Origin of the sequence: Phocaeicola salanitronis DSM 18170, from assembly GCF_000190575.1 — a bacterium.
Lineage (GTDB): Bacteria > Bacteroidota > Bacteroidia > Bacteroidales > Bacteroidaceae > Phocaeicola > Phocaeicola salanitronis.
Map to the genome: position 1 here is coordinate 1,247,870 of NC_015164.1, position 20,830 is coordinate 1,268,699.

Annotated in this window: 15 protein-coding genes; 10 read left to right on the forward strand and 5 right to left on the reverse strand. The window is 47.2% G+C overall.

What is annotated here, in order from left to right:
- Nucleotides 1-487 precede the first annotated feature (487 nt).
- From BACSA_RS05520 to BACSA_RS05530, 3 genes are read left to right on the forward strand one after another with little or no spacing between them, the layout of a single operon-like run.
- The gene (locus tag BACSA_RS05520) at nt 488-4,924 is read left to right on the forward strand and encodes an ATP-binding protein (RefSeq protein WP_245546582.1); all 4,437 of its coding nucleotides are present in this window, start codon (nt 488-490) and stop codon (nt 4,922-4,924) included.
- Nucleotides 4,925-4,968: 44 nt separating this feature from the next.
- The gene (locus BACSA_RS05525; RefSeq protein ID WP_013617131.1) at nt 4,969-7,146 is read left to right on the forward strand and encodes an AAA family ATPase; all 2,178 of its coding nucleotides are present in this window, start codon (nt 4,969-4,971) and stop codon (nt 7,144-7,146) included.
- Nucleotides 7,143-8,249 (forward strand): hypothetical protein, encoded by a 1,107-nt coding sequence (locus BACSA_RS05530; RefSeq protein ID WP_041583900.1) that lies wholly within the window; start codon nt 7,143-7,145, stop codon nt 8,247-8,249. The genes BACSA_RS05525 and BACSA_RS05530 overlap by 4 nt, the downstream gene beginning before the upstream one ends.
- Before the next feature lie 17 nt (nt 8,250-8,266).
- On the opposite strand, the gene mobC is transcribed toward BACSA_RS05530, so the two are convergent.
- From mobC to mobA, 3 genes are all read right to left on the reverse strand, one after another.
- Nucleotides 8,267-10,297: a conjugal transfer protein MobC gene (gene mobC, locus BACSA_RS05535; protein WP_013617133.1), complete on the reverse strand. Its 2,031-nt coding sequence runs from the start codon at nt 10,295-10,297 to the stop codon at nt 8,267-8,269.
- A gap of 141 nt (nt 10,298-10,438) precedes the next feature.
- On the reverse strand, nt 10,439-11,683 hold the full coding sequence (gene mobB, locus BACSA_RS05540; RefSeq protein WP_013617134.1) for a conjugal transfer protein MobB: 1,245 nt from the start codon (nt 11,681-11,683) through the stop codon (nt 10,439-10,441).
- On the reverse strand, nt 11,668-12,090 hold the full coding sequence (mobA, locus tag BACSA_RS05545) for a conjugal transfer protein MobA (RefSeq protein ID WP_013617135.1): 423 nt from the start codon (nt 12,088-12,090) through the stop codon (nt 11,668-11,670). The genes mobB and mobA overlap by 16 nt, the downstream gene beginning before the upstream one ends.
- Nucleotides 12,091-12,645: 555 nt before the next feature.
- Here mobA and BACSA_RS19205 point away from each other — a divergent pair.
- The 4 genes from BACSA_RS19205 to BACSA_RS05570 all read left to right on the forward strand — a co-directional run bounded on the left by BACSA_RS19205 (nt 12,646) and on the right by BACSA_RS05570 (nt 15,245).
- Complete coding sequence (locus BACSA_RS19205; protein WP_013617136.1) at nt 12,646-13,008, forward strand: DUF3408 domain-containing protein; 363 nt, start codon at nt 12,646-12,648, stop codon at nt 13,006-13,008.
- Between the two features lie 370 nt (nt 13,009-13,378).
- A complete protein-coding gene (locus BACSA_RS05560) occupies nt 13,379-14,149 on the forward strand; it encodes an AAA family ATPase (RefSeq protein WP_013617137.1) in 771 nt (256 codons plus the stop codon).
- A 14-nt stretch (nt 14,150-14,163) separates the two neighbouring features.
- Nucleotides 14,164-14,583 (forward strand): DUF3408 domain-containing protein, encoded by a 420-nt coding sequence (locus BACSA_RS05565; protein WP_013617138.1) that lies wholly within the window; start codon nt 14,164-14,166, stop codon nt 14,581-14,583.
- Nucleotides 14,571-15,245, forward strand: coding sequence for a DUF4122 family protein (locus BACSA_RS05570; RefSeq protein ID WP_013617139.1), 675 nt, complete (start codon nt 14,571-14,573; stop codon nt 15,243-15,245). The genes BACSA_RS05565 and BACSA_RS05570 overlap by 13 nt, the downstream gene beginning before the upstream one ends.
- A 283-nt stretch (nt 15,246-15,528) precedes the next feature.
- Here BACSA_RS05570 and BACSA_RS05575 read toward each other — a convergent pair whose 3' ends face one another.
- On the reverse strand, nt 15,529-16,410 hold the full coding sequence (locus BACSA_RS05575; protein ID WP_013617140.1) for a DUF4435 domain-containing protein: 882 nt from the start codon (nt 16,408-16,410) through the stop codon (nt 15,529-15,531).
- Nucleotides 16,407-17,249 carry an AAA family ATPase gene (locus BACSA_RS05580; RefSeq protein ID WP_013617141.1) on the reverse strand — a complete coding sequence of 281 codons (843 nt, stop codon included), beginning with the start codon at nt 17,247-17,249 and terminating at the stop codon, nt 16,407-16,409. The genes BACSA_RS05575 and BACSA_RS05580 overlap by 4 nt, the downstream gene beginning before the upstream one ends.
- Before the next feature lie 381 nt (nt 17,250-17,630).
- Here BACSA_RS05580 and BACSA_RS05585 point away from each other — a divergent pair, with 381 nt between their 5' ends.
- Genes BACSA_RS05585 through BACSA_RS05595 form a run of 3 tightly spaced genes read left to right on the forward strand, consistent with a single transcriptional unit; the run spans nt 17,631 to nt 20,828 of the window.
- A complete protein-coding gene (locus BACSA_RS05585; RefSeq protein ID WP_394358866.1) occupies nt 17,631-17,993 on the forward strand; it encodes a DUF4134 domain-containing protein in 363 nt (120 codons plus the stop codon).
- Between the two features lie 4 nt (nt 17,994-17,997).
- Complete coding sequence (locus BACSA_RS05590; protein WP_013617143.1) at nt 17,998-18,318, forward strand: DUF4133 domain-containing protein; 321 nt, start codon at nt 17,998-18,000, stop codon at nt 18,316-18,318.
- The gene (locus tag BACSA_RS05595; RefSeq protein WP_013617144.1) at nt 18,315-20,828 is read left to right on the forward strand and encodes a TraG family conjugative transposon ATPase; all 2,514 of its coding nucleotides are present in this window, start codon (nt 18,315-18,317) and stop codon (nt 20,826-20,828) included. The genes BACSA_RS05590 and BACSA_RS05595 overlap by 4 nt, the downstream gene beginning before the upstream one ends.
- Nucleotides 20,829-20,830 lie beyond the last annotated feature (2 nt).

The window sequence follows — 20,830 nt, forward strand, 5'->3', positions numbered from 1 at the left end:
AGACATACTGTGTCTAATAGCCAAACGAATAAAAGCAGAGGTGGAAAATTTCGTTTCCAACAAACATCTGTATTTTCTGCCCGCATATTTTTACATTTTAGTATGTTGTTTTGCCACATTGGGAATCATGAAGCAATTAAACGGCCCTATTAAAGAGGTAGTCCAAAAGATTTATGAACAACAAATATCCCCATCCTCTTCTACTTCTGAAGTTCATATTGCAAATGCCTCTGATATGGCAGCCAAAGGAGAGGTGTCTTTTATCCACTTACAAGAAAACAGCAAACCCGGTTTCTTTCAAACACTTACTTCTTATCTCAAAACCTTTTTCATACAACTAAAAGAAACAAGCAATGGCTATATTATTCTTTTCAAAATAATCTGTTTTGTTCTAATTTATCTATGCATCAGAAAACTACTGCGAATTACGTTCTTGTTCATTCCAGGAATCAAGCAATATGTATGGATAAGAAAACAATTGAATACTTTGAATGACAGAATCCATACCGTAATTGACGAAGAAACGCCCCCATTAGCCGAAGGCAGCCAAGGTTTCATCAACATCACTTTCGGGAAACGAAGGAAGAAAAACTATCCAATTGCGGAAGTACGCGAGATAGAAAGCGAACTGATAGACATATTATCGCATTTTGACCGCATTATCAACGCATATACGCTCAAGTTTGTCATCGTATTTGATGAGTTGGACAAGATAGATCCGGAGATGAGCAACAAAGAACCAGAAGATGAGCTATTCGCGACATTTGAAGGTACTGCCAATGGCTTTTCCGGGGATTCCAGTTCCCGCAAAAGGAAAGACAATGTGCTCCGCCTCCTTGCCAATATGAAACATTTTATTTCTACAGCACGCGCCAAATTCATATTCATATCAGGGCGTGAGCTGTACGATGCTTACCTTGCCGGATTGTCTGACCGGGAATTTGCCATAAGCAGCGTTTTTAGCGGTGCAATTTATGTGGACAGCTTTCTGACATCAAACCGCACACAAATGAATGTCATCTCCATGACTGAACAATATCTGTGCAAAATGCTCCTGCCTAAAAAATATCTGCGGAACAAAATGAAAGAAAAATATTACCGATACGGCATAAGCACCCCTGAATATCCTTCGTTGAAATGGTATTACAGGTACCTACGTGAGCTTGAAAAGGATAATCCTTCTTCCAGTGCAGCAGAAGAATGGCGGTTGAAAGGAGGAATCGTATTCCTGCATTATTTCTCCATTTATCTGACCCATATCAGTAATGGGTCACCACAGAAAATTCTTTCTTATTTCCGCATGTATGTGAGGACTGAAGATAACCTATACCGCAAAGGAAATAAATCCCCTTATATCTATGGATGGAAAACACGTGACAAACGTAAGCATCCAAGCAAGAACTATGTGTTGACCTTCAATTATGTCAATCAACGGAAAATAGCTTTTATCTTCTATATGGCTTATCCTATCATGCAGGCTATCATCAACAATGCCAGCCAATACGGCGACAAACTATTGATATCCGCATCGTTTCTAATGAATCATATCTATAAATACCACAGCTACAGTTTTTCCTGGAGAAATCTGGAGCAGGCACCCGAACTGCTGGAAGTGTACCGTACCCCAGAGTTGCGCACCTTCATCCATACGATTTTATCCTATATGGTGCATACCCATATGACCAACATTCCATCAGGACTGTATAATTTTAAATTCAGGAAAAGTGTAGCCAGTGAAATTGCCATATTCTCCAAATATTCAGAAGAGATAGCCGCTATATTCAACTTCACACTGGATGAGTCTCTTTCAGTCAAGAAGCATTTCACACGTATGCTCGTGCATTATTCCAATATGCTTAAGCAGACGAATTCAAACTATGAACATTATGCCATCATTCTATCAAGAATCCATCAGGTACTGGGTGACTTGCAAATGACGGATGAAAATTATCTGGATTCAGCTTTGGAATACCGGAACAGCATAGCCTACCTGAAAGATTTGCTTCACCAGAAAGAGGCATCTGAACAAATGGCTTCGGGAGATATCATCCTTCCCCTTATCCGGAATATGCTGAAGCTAGGGCTAACCTATGAGCACCGTAAAACCAACAATTCCGCATACGTTATCTACTACGAACTGATTTGCATGCTGATTGATTTCAGGTATGTGGACGAAGCGAAATTAGGGCTTAAACTCCGTGTGGAAAAATCACAAGACTGGCGAGATAAAAAATATGTACTCTATAAAGAACATGAAACAGGTACCCCAAAAGGGATAGATCCCAACTATTTCGCCACCAAACAAGATGAGATTGAAGAAAAGAAAAATTTCGAGAAAGAGATAGAAACCCAGCTGTTGCCTACCCGTGAACATTTGACCGACCAATATGAAATGCAAGGCGACGAACTGGTGACCGGTCTGTCACGAATTCTGACTCCAGAGAAAAGTAACCTGATTTTCCGGTTGTCCCTTTTGGAAGACCTTCGGCTTGTTTACCAAGCTATCCTTGCCAAGCTGTTCGTATTGGAGAAAGTCGAACTGGGAGGAATTACCAAAGCCAATGTGGATGTGGCAGAATCGGAATTCCGTTATTTGTATCGAGTGACCAATGCCAAAGACAAATTCATCATTCTAGTGGATTTCTTCAGGAGACTTGCCGAAATCCTGTACTACAAAAACGGACTCATCAACCGTAATTCAGACCGATTTGTGACCGGTCTTTATTTCTGGGGGTATGAGTTTGACACCGACATTGAAGAATTTTGCCGGGATAACGGACTAAACATCAAGACACAACAATCCATAGAACGCGTTATCAACAGAATATTATGGAGCGATTTAGGCAACGATATCGCCGGATGGAAAGATGTGGATTACACGGAACAATGGGACAGAATAAAAAAACGTCTCATTGATATTGTGGACAAAATGAAACTGGATGATGAGCCATTGAAATCCTATAAAGAGGATACAAAAAAATTCCTCAAGAACTGGAACATTGAAAAATCTTATGTGAAAAATTTGTCCTACTTCAAAGTTGATAAATGTAACAGACATCGGAAAGAAATGCTCCAAAAAGGATGTTCTGTTCCTTGCTTCTCCTGCCGGTATTACAACCGAAGCATGCATATCCTGCTGGAATATTTCTTCGGGGAAAAAGTGAACATTGAAGATAAGGTATCCAAAGTACGTGCTTTTTTAAAAAAAGCTAACTGGTCTCCCCAGACCTATTCTCTCAGGCCCAATTATCTGCAGACCATAGCCATCACATTGGACGGCATGGGCAATGTGCTGCTCAGCTGCTCAGGGAAAGATTCGGAACTTACAGAGGACTTTTTAAAACAACTGGCAGAATTATCTGACAGCAATAAAGAATTTGAACGAATGGAGGAACTGACCTCACTGGAAAAAGCGATATTGTATTATTGGGCAGCCGCCAGATACTATAAAAGAGGTTCGTTCCTGAAAGACGCCTCTATCAGTATGAAGAAAATCCTGTGCCTGCTGAACCGATATATCATGGTAGAAAAAATGCTTCCTTCGCATACAGACCACCGGATACCAGTCTTGTCCGAATATCTCTGCAAAATCATTGATGTGGTAACACGAAAAGCCACTTTATACCTCTATGCCCACAATGAGAATATCAGTATAGCGGAGATACAAGACCTAAAAGGATTGTTCTCTCTGAAACCATACGAAGACATTTCCCTGGAAAAGCTTTCCCTTTATCCGGATCTAGAAGAAATCATCATGCTTTCCACGGAACTAAAACTATATATTTACCGACACTTCAAATACCGACCCTCATTAATGCCTAAAGATTTCAGCAAGGCCGAAACTTTGAACATACTAAAACTATATTCTTACCGTCTGTCATCTGCTTACAATATAGAACGAACCGTCCAACAACTGATTGTGGAATCCCGCATGAAAGCCATCTGGAACTATATGTTCATAGACTATCTGTTTGACGGCATCGATTTAATGGAATATCATGTAGCCAAAGGACAACGAAAAATAAGGTACAGGACTGATACCCCCATTGTATTTTATAAGAAATTCGCCCGTTTCTTAAAAGAGCCTTTGAAAAAGAATAAATTGGAACTGTTTGGCATGAATCTGGAAGAATGCGGCATGACGGAAGATTACCTGACTGTAAAAGATAAATTGCAATTAATTGAATTCCTTTTGAAAGACTCCATGTTCTGCTTGCAACGGATATTGTCCGTACTAACGACCAATACCAACCAACTGCTGCACACAAACAGTTATATTGCAGAAATCTACCGGATGATGTTTGCCTGGACACAAATCTTCAAATTCCTGTATTTCGCATACGAATACATGGACGCGGAAGAGGCTGTACAAAATAAGATTCTTATAGCCCTAAACTCTTTCATCACATCCCGCCACATTTCTATGGAAGAGCCCTTGACTGACATGGAAGAAAGAAGGAACATGCAGACTATCAAAAAAGTTTTGGAATTATGTGTCTGTGAAATCGGAATCGAAGGACTTGAGCCCGATTTCGGAACTTTAGGCACCGAATTTTATAACCATATCCTGTCGGTCATTGAACCGACCAATTTGCGGTATATCATCAGTAACTATCCGGCAGAAATGGCCCTGATGTATTACAGAAAAACAACAGAAATGCATACGGAAGGAAATGCATATAAAGAGATGGTTGCCGGGCTGTATTACCTGGATGATGACCTGCAGAATGATACCGAGCAGTTCTATATGGCACTGGAACGCTATCTGATTAACTGCGGATACATAGACTGCATGTCGAAAGCCATAAAGGATATTTACAGCAAGGCGTATATCTATACTGCGGAATGCTATGAAAATGGCGATCCGAACATTCCCCGACCGGAATACCAGAATGTGGATCCGATATGGGGGATGAATATTTGATGCCAAAAAATATTATTAAATTCGTTGCTAAAAAGATATATAATATGCCAGCAAAGTTAGACATTACAAAGCCCTTGCGGCTTATTGGGATTCAAATTTTTGAAGATACTTTGAGTGATGTAAGAAAGGCTTTAGAGCCAGGATGGTATCCTCTTATTAAATGCAAACGAGATATAGGAACCTCCAAGGATTCATACCCAGAAGTTTCTGACGACGGGTGTCCACAAGATTATTACAGAATCAATGAAGATTTACCCAAGATTTCCATTTCTGCAATAGTCGGGAAAAACGGTTCCGGCAAATCATCATTATTGGATATTTTGTATCGCATCATTAATAATTTTGCTGAAAATACGTTTTTGAGGAAAGGGCTGGACGAGACCAACGAAATTGGGCATGCCCAAGGCATTTCAGGTCGGCTGCATTTTGAGCTGGACGGAGTGCAAAAATTCATAGAATGCAATGATTTTGGTACAGACTATTATGAGATAATAGACGGACAGCCCGAAAAAATACAAATTCATGGATTGACTGAAAAACAACGGGATGCTATACTTAATGGATTTTTCTACACAATCAGCGTAAACTATAGTCTTTATGCATTTAATCCTTCGGACTTCAATTCAAAATTCCGACCAAAAGATAATAGTAACGATGGTGATTGGCTCAATTATTTATTCCACAAGAACGATGGCTATTATATTCCATTGGTATTAACTCCATTCCGTGACAAGGGTCAGATAGACATAAATAATGAAAACAGCTTAGCACAGCAACGGATTGAAATTTTATCTCTTATGTTTCATTCACAAGGGAAGGAATTTCTGGATGAATATCAACCGATATACTACAAGTATAAATTCAATCCACAATATAAAGAGTTAAAGCAACAAAAACTATTGGAGAAACCTATCAGGAATGAAATACGAGATGGACAAGACCTGATTATCGCTCAAATAGAAGAACTTTGGAAGAAAATTCTTATTGGCAAATGGAACATTGATTTGGGGCAAAATGATTCCAAACGCGATGAAATAGCTTTGTACTATCTGGCATATAAAACACTTAAAATATGCTCTACCTATCCTCACTATAAAGAAATGTCAGATTGGGATTCTTTGATGAAAATGCAGGAACCTAAAATGATGATTGATAGTAGGACTGGAAATGAACGACCTGTCATTAACAAAGATGGCAGTAAAAGAATGTATGTAAAAGAAAGCAACATATTAACGTGGTACAAAAGTCACATCCAACATTTATTGAATGTCATCAAAGATATAGCCGAAAATTCGAATAGCCATATCACCTTGAAAATTCATCAATGCTTGAATTATCTTACTCAACATACGTATCTAAAAGGTGAAGACTGTTTGGATGTGGACAAAGATTTATTGCAAGGTAAAAAATACGAGACTTATGATGATATGATGAAATTGCTGGCACCATCCTTTTTTATCACAGAAGTTGTTTATCGGAAAATGGATACAAAAAGGATGGACCAAAAAGATAATAGTCAAGAAATCACCTTGCAATCCATGAGCAGCGGTGAAAAACAAATGCTGTATAGTTTAAGCTACATATTTTATCATATAAAAAATATCGCCAGCATAAAGAGTGAAAATGGCAAACGTGTAGTAGGTTATCACCATATCAATCTGATATTTGACGAAGCAGAATTGTACTATCACCCAGAATATCAACGACAGTACATAAAAAGACTGTTAGAACGCTTAGCCATGTGCCATATCAACCGAACAAATATCCGTAGCATCAACATTATAATCGTTACACATTCACCATTTATTCTATCAGATTTGCCAGAAACCAATATTTTATTTCTGGATAAAAGTGAAGAATATACAAATGAAAAAACGAGTACAACTTTAGGAGCCAACATTTATGATTTATTGAAAAATGGATTTTTCCTAGAATATGCTATTGGCGATCTAATACAAATGAAACTGCGTGAAATATTAGATCTGTATTATGAGGATGATATGAATAAGCAACAGCGAATATTTGTGGAGAAAAAAGACCATATTAAGTTCACAATAGATCATTTAGGTGAAGAATATATTCGTAGTAATTTCAACCAAATTTACAAACAATTGGAGCAACGAATATTGCATAAGTCACAAGAAGAACAGATTCGTGATGAAATTCGTTATCATGAAGAACAAATTAATTCATTGAAGGACAAATTAGAAAAGAAGAAATGAGAAAAGTAGCATATCAAAATAGGAATATCCTTAAAACTTACATGCAAATTTTTCAACCGACACTAACGAAAATGCAAACTAGTTGGGAGAGTTTGCGAAAAACCAATGTTGAACTACAACAATTTCCAGCAAATATTCAGGATATACTAATTGGAAATTTTCATCAATTAGTACAATGGTACAATTTGTTTATGAATTGGTCATTATCCATAAGAGAAAAATTGAATAGTAGTTTAGAAACACTATTTAATTATGATGACTGGAGTCAAGAAATAGCTGAGTTTTTCAAAGACCCACAAAATGGCTTCAGCATCTCATCATGCCATTATTGTGACATGGCTTATATTAATGTATTCGAAATAGATCCTGATGCAGATGCTATTTATTTTTTGAATACTGCATCTGATGAAGAATTAAAAGCAAAATTAAAGGTAAAATCAGATAATACCATTGAGAAGATTAAGCAAGCGCGTATATTTCATAGTAAAAATGACTTTAAAGCATTAAAAACAAAATTCGCTCCAGATAAATATGAAAAGACTTTTAAACCTAATTATAAGTATCGACATCACTTTGACCTTGATCATGTGCTACCCAAATCTAATTGCAGATTGGTTTCGCTTTCCTTGTTTAACTTCGTACCAAGTTGTCAAATCTGCAATCAAAAGTTGAAAAAAACAAAGGTATTAGGAGACTTATCAGGCGCTCCATGCGAAAAATTAAGCCCGACAAGCCCTAATTTTGACTTTGACAGTAATGCAGAATTTCATATTATAACCAAACAAGGTACAAATCCGGGACGTATCAGACCTGTACTTCACCCTCAAGATTTTGAACTAAAAATATTATGCAAAGACCCTGATTATGAAAATTTTGTCAAATTATTCAAATTAAAGGAGCGTTACCAATCTCACATAAAAATTGCATTGCATTGGATGGAAATGAAAATTGATTATACAGATGCACATATTCAAATGATGGCAAATTCATTACAACATTTTGGTTATAGTTTTGAAAAAATCAAATGTGATATTTTCCAAAAAGACCTTTATGACAATGGAGAAATGAGTTTTACGAAATTAAGGAATGATATGTTGAAATAGCGTGATAGCATACCATTTTAATCTTTAGATTCTTCATCATTCTCTTTCAGCCCCAACCGTTTGTACAGTTCCGGATCTGCCTTGATACGTTCCATCTCCTCATTGACAATCGCCTGTGCATCTGCCTTGATGCGGTCGTAGTTGCGCTGGATTTGCTGGAACATGATGTCGTTGCCGTCCTTGTCCCTGAAAGCGTTGATGACAGGTATCTTTTTGTACGCTTTCTCTTCGGCACTGACCCTGGCGTGGTCCACAACAATCTCGGCATGGAAAATCTTCTGGTCAATCTTCTCGCCGAAGTTGTCCGACACCGAACCGACAAAGGTACCCTGCGAGAGGTTGGCAATCTTGGATGCCGGAATGAGCGAATCAAGCTGGGTATTGATAGACGTGGACACATCCTGACGGTTGATGGAAACGGACTGCCGCTGCTGGAGCACCTTGCCGAAGCGTTCGGAAAGCGTCTTTGCCGTTTCTCCCACCACCTGGCCGCTGAAGATGTTACCTACCGTATTCTGGATGACCTTGGACTCTTTTTCACCATAGTCCCGGTTGAGCTGGCTGAAATCCTGAAAGCCCAACAGGACAGCCACCTTGTTGCTTCGGGCGGTGGCTATCAGGTTATCCAGCCCGCGGAAGTAGATGGTGGGAAGCTCGTCGATGATGACCGTACTCTTCAATTGGCCCTTCTTGTTGATGAGCTTGACGATGCGGGAATTGTACAGCCCCAGGGCTGCGGAATAGATGTTCTGGCGGTCAGGGTTATTGCCCACACAGAGAATCTTGGGCTCCTGCGGATTGTTGATGTCCAGCGAAAAATCATTGCCCGTCATCACCCAATAGAGCTGCGGGGAAATCATACGGGTCAGGGGGATTTTCGCACTGGCTATCTGCCCCTGAAGCTGATCCTGCGCCCCGCCTTTCCAGGCATCCATGAAGGGGGAAAGATAGTTCTCCAACTCCGGATAAGAAGTCAGGATGGTAAACAGGTCGGAATACGGCTTGTTCAACAGTTCGACGGCATGAGGGAACGTGCAGTAGATGCCTCCTTTGAATATTTTGAGGTACCAGATAATGGCTGCAAGAAGGATAATCGGAGACTCCACGAAGAAGTCGCCCTGTTTTTCAATCCAGGTACGGTTCAAGTTGAGCATGATTGTGTAGCTTGCCTCGTACGCATCGGAGATGTCCGTCATGAACTCCGGATTGATGGGATTGCAGCGGTGCGAGCGGCGTGGGTCGTCAAAGTTGATAACGTAGAATTTGGGAGTGACCTTGTACTTGTCCGTATTATGCAGCAACGTGTTGTAGGCAATGGTGGAGAGATCATCGAACTTGTAGTCGTACAGGTAGCAACTGAAGCCCTTGGAAATCATCTGGCGGATATAGCTGTTGACCACCGCATAGGATTTGCCCGACCCCGGCGTGCCCAGCACGATGGAGGCCCGGAAGGGGTTGACCACATTGATCCACCCGTCATGCATCCTGCCCCCGTAACGGAAACGTGTAGGCAGGTTGACGGAATACTCGTTTTCCATCAGCCGGGTTTCCTGCATGAAGCTCTCGTTCTCGATGTTGAAGCGGTCCTCCATCAGCCGGTGCCTGAACAGACGACTCATCCACAAGCCCGCCTTCAGCAGGCAGAGATAACCGACGGCGAGGGTAAAGACATACAAAGCCGTGACCGCCCCGTGAGGCAGGGAGAGGTCCAGCAGCCACCAGTTGAGGAAGAACAGCACCGTCCCGACGAAGAGTGCCGCACTGATTCCTTTCCAGGTAATTTTTTCCCCTTTGACACCTATCGTGCCCAGGCAGGAAATGGCCAGCAGCAGGACCACCGCCAGCTTGCTCCAGAGGATGCAGTTAAAGATTCCCGTAGTGCGGTTGAAATTCAGCAATATCCTGTCTACCACCTCCAATGTCAGGTTCCAGTGGTAAAAACTCGGATAACAGTACACATAGACATGTATCACCAATAGAAATATACTCACGGCTCTGCCGAAATCCATGATTTTGGCAAGTGCCCTCAAATCGTCTTCCTGTTGCATAAGTTCATGTATGGTTGAATAATGGTTCTGTTTCTTGAACTGTCAGAAGAACAGACTGGATGAAGCTAAGCATTATCCTACATAAGTCCGTAACTGATGTACCATCAGTCCGGGACTGATGTGGGATGAGTCCGTAACTTATCATATCCCCCTTCCTTTACGCTTCTTTTTCCTTTTCATACGGCGGCGGAAAGCCTCCTCCTCGTAATCGACCGCCGGATTCTGCTCCGTGGAGAGGATACCGGCCGCCTGTTCCAGCACGCTGCCCTGTTCCGGACGGTGGCTGCGCCAAAGCTCGGCGGAAGAATTCACTCGCGAAGAGGCTGGAATGCTTTCCCACCAACGGAAAAGTTCGTTGAACACGTTTGCCGAGAACTCCCTGCCCATGCGCGAGCCGTTGAACACCTCACGGCGGTCACGGTCGATAAAGGTCACGCCGTATATCCTGCCGGACGCGTTCTCGCGGAACACTACCCCGATATGCCGCCTGTCCAGCATCCTGACCAGCTCCTCCCGTGAGCGGGCGTTGCGCATGGCTTCAGCCACCTGCCGCTGTATGGACGGTGCCCACCGACCTTCCCTGAAGTCCTTCGCATGCACCAGCATCCTCCTGTCCAACCCTTCCTTCCCGAACCGTTTACCGAACCGGGAACTCTTGAATGGCGGGCTGGCCACCTTCCCGTTATCGTCCGTTGCCGCATACACGATGCCGGTATATGGTCTGCCGCCGTATTCGCCCCGCACCAGCTTCGCTTCAATATTGAGCGTGGACAGCAACGCGCTGTATTCGCCGAAGGTCTGAAAGCGATAACCTGCTAGCACGGCTTTCAGCGTGCTGCCTACCTGATGGCGCACGTCACCTGCCGAAGCATCCACTTTCTTCAGTTCTGCTCCCAACTCACGCCCCTGCATTTCCGCACTGTTGCGCAGGCCGAATTCCTGTTCCAGTTCACGGCAGGCCGTCATGGACCGGCGGTGTTCGTAAGCGTCACTGATTTTCCGTCCCTCATCGTCCACGCATACGCTGACGATGTGGATGTGCGGATTGTGCGTGTCGCCGTGCCTGAACACGATGTAAGGCTGGCTGCCATAGCCCATCTTTTCCATGTACTTTGCCGCCAGTCCTTCCAGTTGTCCGTCCGTCAGCGTATCTTCCGGTGCCGGACTGAGGGCGATGTGCAGGACCGGCTTTTCGGTACGCCGGTTCGCCAACAGGTGGTTCTCGAAGGAGAGCAGCGCCAGCCGCAAGTCCCCGCCCGGCTGGTCCGGACGGTCGGATATGATGCGGTTGCCTGAAAGAACCTGTGCCGTACCTGCCGCCACCTTGTTGAAGTTGTAGGCAAGCGCCCCATAGAGGCTTGCCCCGTGGCTTATCTTTGCAACCATTTCCGCTGGTATTCTTCGGTGAGCGCCATCACTTTCCTGCACACGAGTATCAGTTCCAGGTTGGACTTCTCCAGCCGGTAGAGCAAAGCCATCGCCCGTTTTTCCCCGAAGTTGTTGCGGATGGAACGTACCACCTGGTTGTAGTTGTTGCCCACCGCCTGGAACTGTCTGTAAAATTCGGTCAATCGGACGTAATAATCCATAGTTACCTTGTCCACCTTCACCACTTTGAGTGTGCCTCCAAAGACGGCCTTCTTGATGAAAAGCGTGCGGTCCCTGGCTCCCGATTCCGCCAACAGTCTGTCGAACTTCGTCTTCTCCGCCGCATTCAGGCGGAAGCTGTATTTGTAGTCCGCCGGATCGTTTTTTGGCTTCCTGCCTGTTCTTGTCCTTGTGTCTTTACCCATATATTTCCCTTGTTTTCGACTTTGGAGAAAAACGCCCGCTCCGGGCGGGTCGGAGGTCTTTGTCGGGCAGAAGCATTTCTGTCGGACAAAGACACAACTTGCTCTGTTCGTTTGAACAGAGAATCCGCCTTCGCCGGATTGCCGTGCGACGCTTGCGGAGCATGGCAGGCCGGTGAAGCGCATTTCTCTCTTCCGTCATGGTTCACGGTGCAAAATTAGTTCCTTTTAACGGGCTGTCAAACAGCCGTTTGCATGACATGTGAAGACATCCGATGCCGTATCATGCCAAAGCATTCCACTGATAACCCATGGGACGGAAATACTTCCTACTTTTGACGTGACGCAAGGGGGCATGCAGTGCTATGCATCCGTTCATGTACTGCCATACGGACCGCCATACGCAAAATATAGCAGGGATGTCTTGCTTCCAACATTGCATGGATGCCATGTATGCGGCAATGCCGGACGGGATGCATTGCCACACGAAACACATTGCCCTGTCGCGTACTATGAGAGCGAACCGGAAAACGAATATTCACCTAAATTCAAGAAATTATGAGAAAGAAGAAAAGCCTGTTTGAAAGCCTGTGCCGGAAAAAGGAAAGCGGCGGTACCATCCTGGTAGAGCAAATAACACTCGGTGCCATTCCGGATGACCGGGAAGGAAACACAGCCGAAGACTTGCGGATGCAGGAAACCTATGAAGACCTCTTCCTGAACCGCAACGAAACCGTGCACCGCAAGCAGACTTACATCAGTTGTGAAACCTACTCCCTGCTTGCCCGCATATTGCCCATGGTCAAGGAAGGGATGACCGTGCCCGCCTTCCTGGACAATGTGCTGGCCCACCACCTGAAAACCTACGGGGCAGAACTGGAAGAACTGTTTCACCGCAAGCTGGGCGATGTGAAATTCTGAGTGCAGCCTTGCAACAGGTATCGTGACATGGTACAGCCACCGTTGCATTACTTGCCGTAACACAGTACATACAGGGATGCAACAGGTATGACGGTGCATCGGATATGTCAATGCCTTGTAACCTGTAACGCCCTGCATTGCCTCCTGCAAGTATGGCCCTGATGTATTCCATATTATATTGCATGGATGCATTGGTGACAATCCTGCCATGCGTTCTTTGATACCATACACTTTGGCGTATATACAGTGCCCTATCGTATATGCTGCATTGTAGCAATGGGCGCTGTGTATGCAGCAAGGTACTGGTGCAAGGCATTCCGTATGGCAATCCTTATCTGCAAGCATAACCAATCAATCCAAAGAAAATACAATGGAAAAGAAGAAAGAACCTTTGTTCGTTGCCTTGAGCAACCAGAAAGGAGGCGTCGGCAAGTCCACGCTGACGATACTCCTTGCCAGTTATTTCCACTACCGGAAAGGCAGAAACGTGCTGGTCGTGGACTGCGACTATCCGCAGCACAGCATCCGCGACATCCGGGAATGGGACATCAAGACAGTGGAAAAGAACGAAAAGCTCCAGGGAAAGCTGCTGGAGCAGTTCGAGGGAAGCGAGCGGAAAGCCTATACCGTGCTGACCTCCACCCCCGAAGACGCCAAGCAGACCGCCTACGAATTCCTGGACCGTTCGGAAACCTCCTATGACCTTGTGCTGACCGACCTGCCCGGAACGGTGAATGCCGCAGGCGTATTCCGCTCCCTGGTGAACATGGACTATCTGTTCGTGCCGGTGACACAGAACCGGATGGTCATGCAGAGCAGCATGAACTTCGTGCTTGCCATCCGGGAACTGCTTTCCCGCAATGACAGTTTCCCGCTGAAGGACATCCGCCTGTTCTGGAACTGCATGGACCGCCGGGTGTCCAAGGAACTTTACCGCGCCTACACGGAAATCTTCCGCCACCTGAAGCTGAAGACGCTGGAAACCGTGTTGCCGAAGGCAGAACGCTTCAACCGGGGCATCTGCACGGACGGCCAAGTATTCCGCAGCACGCTGTTCCCTCCTTCGCCTTCCCTGCTGAAAGGGAGCCACATCGACCTGCTTGCCGACGAACTGGAAACGATACTCGGACTTACTGACTAAAAATACAGCATACTATGGCAAACAGAAACCGTAAAATATACGATGTGGACGAGGATGTCCTCAAACGGGTAGTGGCGGGGGATACGGCCGCCCTCGAAGAAATGACGGACAACGGCGCATCCCTTTCGCCTCAAAGGAAGGACACAAAAGACGGGGAAAAGGAAATGAAACCCCTTTACGGGGCACCACCGGAACAGGAAGCGTACCGGAAACGCTTTCTTGCGGAACGTCTCAAAGGCACCCGGCGGCAGACCTACATCCACGATGCGCTGTACCGCGCCATCGCGGGTGTACTGCCGGTAATCGCACCGGACCTGTCGGTGCCCGCTTTCGTGAACAACGTGCTTTCAGACCACCTAAAGCAGTATGAAGAAATTATCAATGGGATTTATAATGAAAAAGCCACTCAAAAACCTATACAATGGAAGAAGTAATCTATCTGTCGGTACGGACGGCCTGTGCCGCCTATATCTTATATAAAGTATGGCAAACGAAAAGCCAAGTCAAAAGAATCTGTGATGCGCTGTATGCCGTTTCCTCCTCCGCCCAAGCGGAGAAAAAAGAAACACCGGTTCCGGGAGCGTCTCCGGAACCGGATGTGATGGGCGGTACACAGTCCGTCTATTTAGACGAGAACACGGGCGAAACGGGAGCCCCTTTCCTGAGCCTGCCTCTGGAGAAAGATTTTATCGGCGAAGAAACAGAAACGCCGGATGAGGACGTGGAATGTACGCTGGACCTGGAACGGATGCGCATGTTGCAAGAGGAACAGGAGGAACTGGATGCTATGAATATACCCACGGAAGCCGTGTCGCAACCGGTAACACAGGCGGACCTGGTGAACATGGCCGACGTGCTGTTCAACCGGAACCGGGCCAGGGAAAACGAGGAACAGTCGTCCCGTGCCGCCCTTACGTTGCATGCGATACGTGAAACGGAAATGTTCGCGGTCATTGAGGCGCAGGTGGAAAATAAGGAGGTCATCGAGGAATTGATGGGACGGTATCTGGATGAAGAGGGGAATCCGAAGCCGGTCAGGCACGGCACTCCTCCTAAAAATGAGTCCAGAAAGGATTGGAAAACACTGATAGCGTAAATAAGAAGCTGTTTTGAATTTCTCCAAAAAGTTTTTCTTGGCTTGATGTACCCGTTTTCGTGTGTGCTTTGGGCGATTTTTTGGTCCTTTTCGCTCCTGTTCTTCGTCAGATAGCCCGCTATCTTCCTCATCACAGAAGCGAAAATGCCTCAAAAACTCATCCCAAATCATCGCACGATAAATTCAAAACAGCTTCTAAAGAATCAAATAAAAAACGTCCGGCACAGCCGCTTCATACCTGTAATGAGGGTCTGGTCTGTGCCGGGCGTTGTTACTCTTCCTGTCACAAGGGCAGTTCCTGCAATTTCCCGATATCTGTCCTGATGCGGGTAATTTCATCGTATTGCCCAAAAGCCAGAGCCGACCTCATGACATTCTGTTCAAAATCTACCCCGGTATTTTCACACAGTTTTTTCCCGATGGACACCAATGCATTGTAGAGGTCATGGCCACGGACATACAGGTATGCATTCGTTTCCCGCAGTCCCAAAGCTTCATAGCGGCCCCTCTCCACTCCAACGTCAAACCCGTATTGCGCAGCCATGTCCACCGTTTCAGCAGCCAGATTTTCTTGCAGGCGCTTCAGGAAAGCCGCGCCGTTGCCCAGTTCATCCCCTTGCCGGTATTGAAGCGCGACACACCGGTGAAAGTCGCCCCGTTTGAAACGGGGATGATTCTCCCTTTCCTGATGCAGCATCAACAGAAAAGGCTCGTACACGATCCGGGAATATCCTTCCAGAAAAGAGTGGAAGTCAAATGGTTTTCTTCCTTCCACCTCATCAAAGGCTTGCTGCAATTTGCCGGCAAACGCACAATGGTTTTCCCAAGAATAAGTATAGGTCTGCAGGATACCCTTTTCCGCCCGCAAGTCCTCACCGGAAAGATAACGGAGGTCACTGTCTATGCAGATGAAGAACCGTCGTGACAGAAAATCCTTGTACTTCAAGCATTGCGTACATCCGGTCGTGGAAGTGCCTTTCTCATTGGTCGTTGCCCGCATGAACTTGTAATGTCCCGTGCGGTATTGGGAAAGACACTGCTGCCAGAACCAGATGTCGTCCGTGTCTTCCACATGAACCACGGCATCTACGTTGTAGAGCCTGGCGGATGCCGCCAGCCCTTTTGCCGCTTTGGCATAAAAGTCACGCTTGTCCGCTTCCATCATGGCCGCTCCAAATCTTGAATGAACACAATCTTGTCCTCCCAACCATTGGCAAAGATATTCGGGGAATGGGTGGTCAGTATCACCTGGCAATACGGATTCAATTGCCGTATCCATTCGATCAGACGATCCTGCCAGCTGATGTGCAGGGAGATTTCCGGCTCGTCCATCAACAATACATTCGGTTTCTCTTCCTGAAGGAAAACGGTAGTCAGGATCAGCAGCATCTGCTTTTCGCCGGAAGAAAGCTGGTCCAGTTGGATTTTCTCATCCGAAACATAAATCACGTTCCCTTCAGAATCGACTATATTTTCACCCTCTTTCGTCACGAGTTTTCCTCCCGTTCCCCGGATCGAAAAGACCAAGGCATTACTTTGCGGGTCTATTGTAATTTCTTTGCCTGTTTCTTTAAATAAGGTATTGACCAATTTGAAAAAAGTGTCGATCCGTTTCTGAATCATTTCCGCCTTGTCCGGATAGTTCAACATCTTCATCCGGTAATCGAAAAACGAAGTGCCTTCCCCGTTCTGGTTGATGACGTGTTTGAGTTCCTGAAGCAACATGCTTTCCGTCTTTTTCTTCGCGTTGGCAGGCACATCAAATGAACGGATGTATGTGACCGGACTGCCAATGGCTGTGCCGCTGACGGATTCGGCAATCCCTTTCTTTATTTTCTGTCCGGTATAGTAATCCGACATCAGGTTGAGCAGGGTCGTCTTTCCACAGCCGTTGATACCGACAAGGATATTCACATCATCATGTATGCCTTCCCATTGCAGGTCAAGCCTTCCCCACATCCTCCGTACCTGAAACCAGCCTATATATTTGCTTTTATTTTCCATACAAATTCATTTTTGAAATACAAAACTATTAAAATTCAGGCAAATGCACAACTCCTGTCTGGCAAAATTGCTGAAACTGCGTTGTTTTCAACCCGTTCCATTGCCTATGGCATTATTTTTCTGATAGAGAACAGACAGCCCTTAAACAAAAAGTTCCGCCCTGGTACGCTGGTCTGCGGGAAGCGTGGCGGATTCTAGCGATGCAAAGGTATGCTTTTTATCTTACACTGCAAAACCCTGGATTGGAAATCCGAACGGGGCATTTATAATGTTACATGTAGCATGGTTTCTGATAGCTAAAATAAAGCATAAAGGATGCTGAATCATTTTTGGGGCTGACACCTGAAGACATCTGTCGCCATGTGATGAAACGCCTGTACCATGCCACATTCTCCGCCTCTATATTTGCACCGAAATCAATTGTGTAACCCCAAAAACGATTCAAGCATGAGAAAAAGAATCCTTTTTACCGCATTGAGCGTGTTAGTGACAGCAGGGGCTTTCGCCCAGGGCGAGGGACTTGCAGGCATCAACGAGGCCACCAGCCTCATGACCAGCTATTTTGACCCGGCGACGAAACTGTGTTACGCCATCGGCGCCGTACTCGGTCTGGTGGGCGGCATCAAAACCTACGGAAAGTTTTCCAGCGGGGACCCCGACACGTCGAAGACCGCCGCGAGCTGGTTCTTCGCCTGCATTTTCCTGATTGTGGCCGCCACCATCCTGCGTTCCTTCTTCCTCTGAGCCTATGGAATACGACGTGAACAAAGGCGTAGGGAAACAGGTGGAGTTCAAGGGGCTGACCGCCATGTACCTCTTCATCCTGGCGGGCGGGCTCGCCGCCGTGCTGCTGGCGGTGGTCGTCCTGTACCTCGCCGGTGCGGGGCAATGGACCTGCATTCTGGGCGGCATCTTCGCCGGCAGCCTGCTGGCCTGGGGCGTGTTCCGGCTGAACGCGCGGTTCGGCGAGCACGGACTGATGAAGATGCTGGCAGAAAAGCGCCATCCACGCTACCTGATCCGGCGCAGAAAGATATTCCGAATGTTGAACCCTGAAAGAAAGCCATGAGAAACATACTGAAAGCCGAGACACTGGAACGGAAATTCCCCCTGCTTGCCGTGGAGCACGGCTGCATCGTGTCGAAGGACGCGGACCTGACGGTCGCCTTCGAGGTGACGCTGCCCGAGGTGTACACCGTGGCGACGGGGGAATACGAAACCATCCACTCCGTGTGGGTGAAGGCCATCCGGGTGCTGCCCGACTATTCCATCGTGTGCAAGCAGGACTGGTTCACGGAAGAGAGCTACCGGCCGGACTGGGAAGGCAGGGAGATGAGCTTCCTGGCCCGGAGCTATGAACGCCACTTCAACGAGCGTCCCTACCTGAACCACCGCTGCTACCTCTACGTGACCAAGACTGTGCGGGAACGGAGCCGCCGGAACAGCGACTTCAGCACCCTGTGCCGGGGGCATATCCTGCCCAAAGAAGTGACGGACAAGGAGGCCGCCTCCCGTTTCATGGAGGCGGTGGAACAGTTCGAACGGATTGTCAACGACTCGGGGCATGTGCGCCTGCGCCGCCTGCCGCCGGAAGAAATCATGGGCACGGAAGAGCGTCCGGGGCTGGTGGAACGCTACCTGTCCCTTTCCCCGGAAGGCGGGCAAACGGTGCTGGAAGACATCTGCCTGGAGCCGGACCGGATGCGCATCGGAGACAAGCGGCTGTGCCTGCACACCCTCTCCGCAGCAGACGACCTCCCCGGCAAGGTGGGCACCGACATGCGCTACGGGCGGATGTCCACGGACCGCAGCGACTGCCGCCTCTCGTTCGCCGCCCCCGTAGGACTGCTGCTTCCCTGCAACCACATCTATTCGCAGTATGTCTTCATCGACGACGCGCGGACAGTCCTACAGGACATGGAGAAGACCGCCCGGAACATGCTCTCCCTCTCCCGGTACAGCCGCAGCAACGCAGTAAACCGGGAATGGGTGGAAATGTACCTGGACGAGGCCCACACGAAAGGCGTGCTGCCCGTGCGCTGCCACTGCAACGTGCTCGCCTGGGCGGAAGACGGGGAAAGCCTGCGGCGTGTCAAGAACGATATGGGAAGCCAGCTGGCCATGATGGAATGCACGCCCCGCCACAACACGGTCGACGTGCCGGTGCTGTACTGGGCGGGCATCCCCGGCAATGCGGGCGACTTTCCTGCCGAGGAAAGCTTCCACACCTTTCTGGAGCAGGCGGTATGCCTGTTCACGGAAGAGACGAACTACCGCAGTTCACCCAGCCCGTTCGGCATCCGTATGGCAGACCGCCAGAGCGGGGTGCCCGTGCACGTGGACCTCAGCGACGAACCGATGAGGCGGGGCATCATCACGAACCGCAACAAGTTCGTGCTCGGCCCGTCCGGAAGCGGGAAATCGTTCTTCACCAACCACCTGGTAAGGCAGTATTATGAACAGAACACCCATATCCTGCTGGTGGACATCGGGAACAGCTACCAGGGGCTGTGCAGGCTGATCAACCGCCGCACGAAGGGCGAGGACGGCATCTACCTGACCTATGAGGAAGATAACCCGATTGCCTTCAACCCCTTCTATACCGATTCCGGGGAGTTCGACGTGGAGAAGCGCGAAAGCATCAAGACGCTGATACTGACCCTCTGGAAACGGGAGGACGAGGCGCCGAGGCGTTCGGAAGAGGTCGCCCTGTCCGGCGCGGTGAACGCCTATATCCGGAAAATCACGCAGGACCGGAGCCTGAGGCCCGACTTCAACGGTTTCTACGAGTTCGTACGCGACGATTACCGCCGGATGATGGAAGAGAAGAAGGTACGTGAAAAGGACTTCGACATCGACGGTTTCCTGAACGTGCTGGAACCCTTTTACCGGGGAGGCGACTATGACTTCCTGCTGAATTCCGATCAGAAGCTGGACCTCACGAACAAACGGTTCATCGTCTTCGAACTAGACAACATTTCCTCAAACAAGGTGCTGCTGCCGGTGGTGACGCTGATCATCATGGAAACCTTCATCGGCAAGATGCGCAAGCTGAAAGGTATCCGGAAAATGATACTGATCGAGGAATGCTGGAAGGCCCTGATGTCGGCGAACATGAGCGAGTATGTAAAATATCTGTTCAAGACCGTCCGTAAATATTTCGGGGAAGCGGTAGTGGTCACCCAGGAAGTGGACGACATTATCAGTTCGCCCATCGTGAAAGAAGCCATCATCAACAACAGCGACTGCAAGATACTGCTTGACCAGCGGAAATACATGAACAAGTTCGACCAGATACAGAAACTGCTCGGGCTGACGGACAAGGAAAAGGGACAGATCCTCTCCATCAACCAGGCGAACCGCCCGGGGAACGCCTACCGCGAGGTATGGATCGGGCTGGGAGGCACCCGCTCTGCCGTGTACGCCACGGAGGTGAGCGAAGAAGAGTACCTGGTGTACACGACGGAGGAATCCGAGAAGCTGGAACTGCAACGGCTGGCGGACGGGCTGGACGGCGACCTGGAGCTTGCCGTGCGCCGCCTTGCCGGAAAAAGACGCGATGAAAAGAAACTACCCTAAAA

What these genes read in the sequence shown, in the direction of transcription:
- BACSA_RS19205 (WP_013617136.1), top strand. Translation starts at nt 12,646, where the DNA reads ATGAGAAAGAAGAAAAGCCTGTTTGAAAGCCTGTGCCGGAAAAAGGAA.
- BACSA_RS05565 (WP_013617138.1), top strand. Translation starts at nt 14,164, where the DNA reads ATGGCAAACAGAAACCGTAAAATATACGATGTGGACGAGGATGTCCTC.
- BACSA_RS05525 (WP_013617131.1), top strand. Translation starts at nt 4,969, where the DNA reads ATGCCAGCAAAGTTAGACATTACAAAGCCCTTGCGGCTTATTGGGATT.
- mobC (WP_013617133.1), bottom strand. Translation starts at nt 10,297, where the DNA reads ATGCAACAGGAAGACGATTTGAGGGCACTTGCCAAAATCATGGATTTC.
- BACSA_RS05570 (WP_013617139.1), top strand. Translation starts at nt 14,571, where the DNA reads ATGGAAGAAGTAATCTATCTGTCGGTACGGACGGCCTGTGCCGCCTAT.
- BACSA_RS05590 (WP_013617143.1), top strand. Translation starts at nt 17,998, where the DNA reads ATGGAATACGACGTGAACAAAGGCGTAGGGAAACAGGTGGAGTTCAAG.
- mobB (WP_013617134.1), bottom strand. Translation starts at nt 11,683, where the DNA reads ATGGTTGCAAAGATAAGCCACGGGGCAAGCCTCTATGGGGCGCTTGCC.
- BACSA_RS05585 (WP_394358866.1), top strand. Translation starts at nt 17,631, where the DNA reads ATGCCACATTCTCCGCCTCTATATTTGCACCGAAATCAATTGTGTAAC.
- BACSA_RS05595 (WP_013617144.1), top strand. Translation starts at nt 18,315, where the DNA reads ATGAGAAACATACTGAAAGCCGAGACACTGGAACGGAAATTCCCCCTG.
- BACSA_RS05575 (WP_013617140.1), bottom strand. Translation starts at nt 16,410, where the DNA reads ATGATGGAAGCGGACAAGCGTGACTTTTATGCCAAAGCGGCAAAAGGG.
- BACSA_RS05530 (WP_041583900.1), top strand. Translation starts at nt 7,143, where the DNA reads ATGAGAAAAGTAGCATATCAAAATAGGAATATCCTTAAAACTTACATG.
- BACSA_RS05560 (WP_013617137.1), top strand. Translation starts at nt 13,379, where the DNA reads ATGGAAAAGAAGAAAGAACCTTTGTTCGTTGCCTTGAGCAACCAGAAA.
- mobA (WP_013617135.1), bottom strand. Translation starts at nt 12,090, where the DNA reads ATGGGTAAAGACACAAGGACAAGAACAGGCAGGAAGCCAAAAAACGAT.
- BACSA_RS05580 (WP_013617141.1), bottom strand. Translation starts at nt 17,249, where the DNA reads ATGGAAAATAAAAGCAAATATATAGGCTGGTTTCAGGTACGGAGGATG.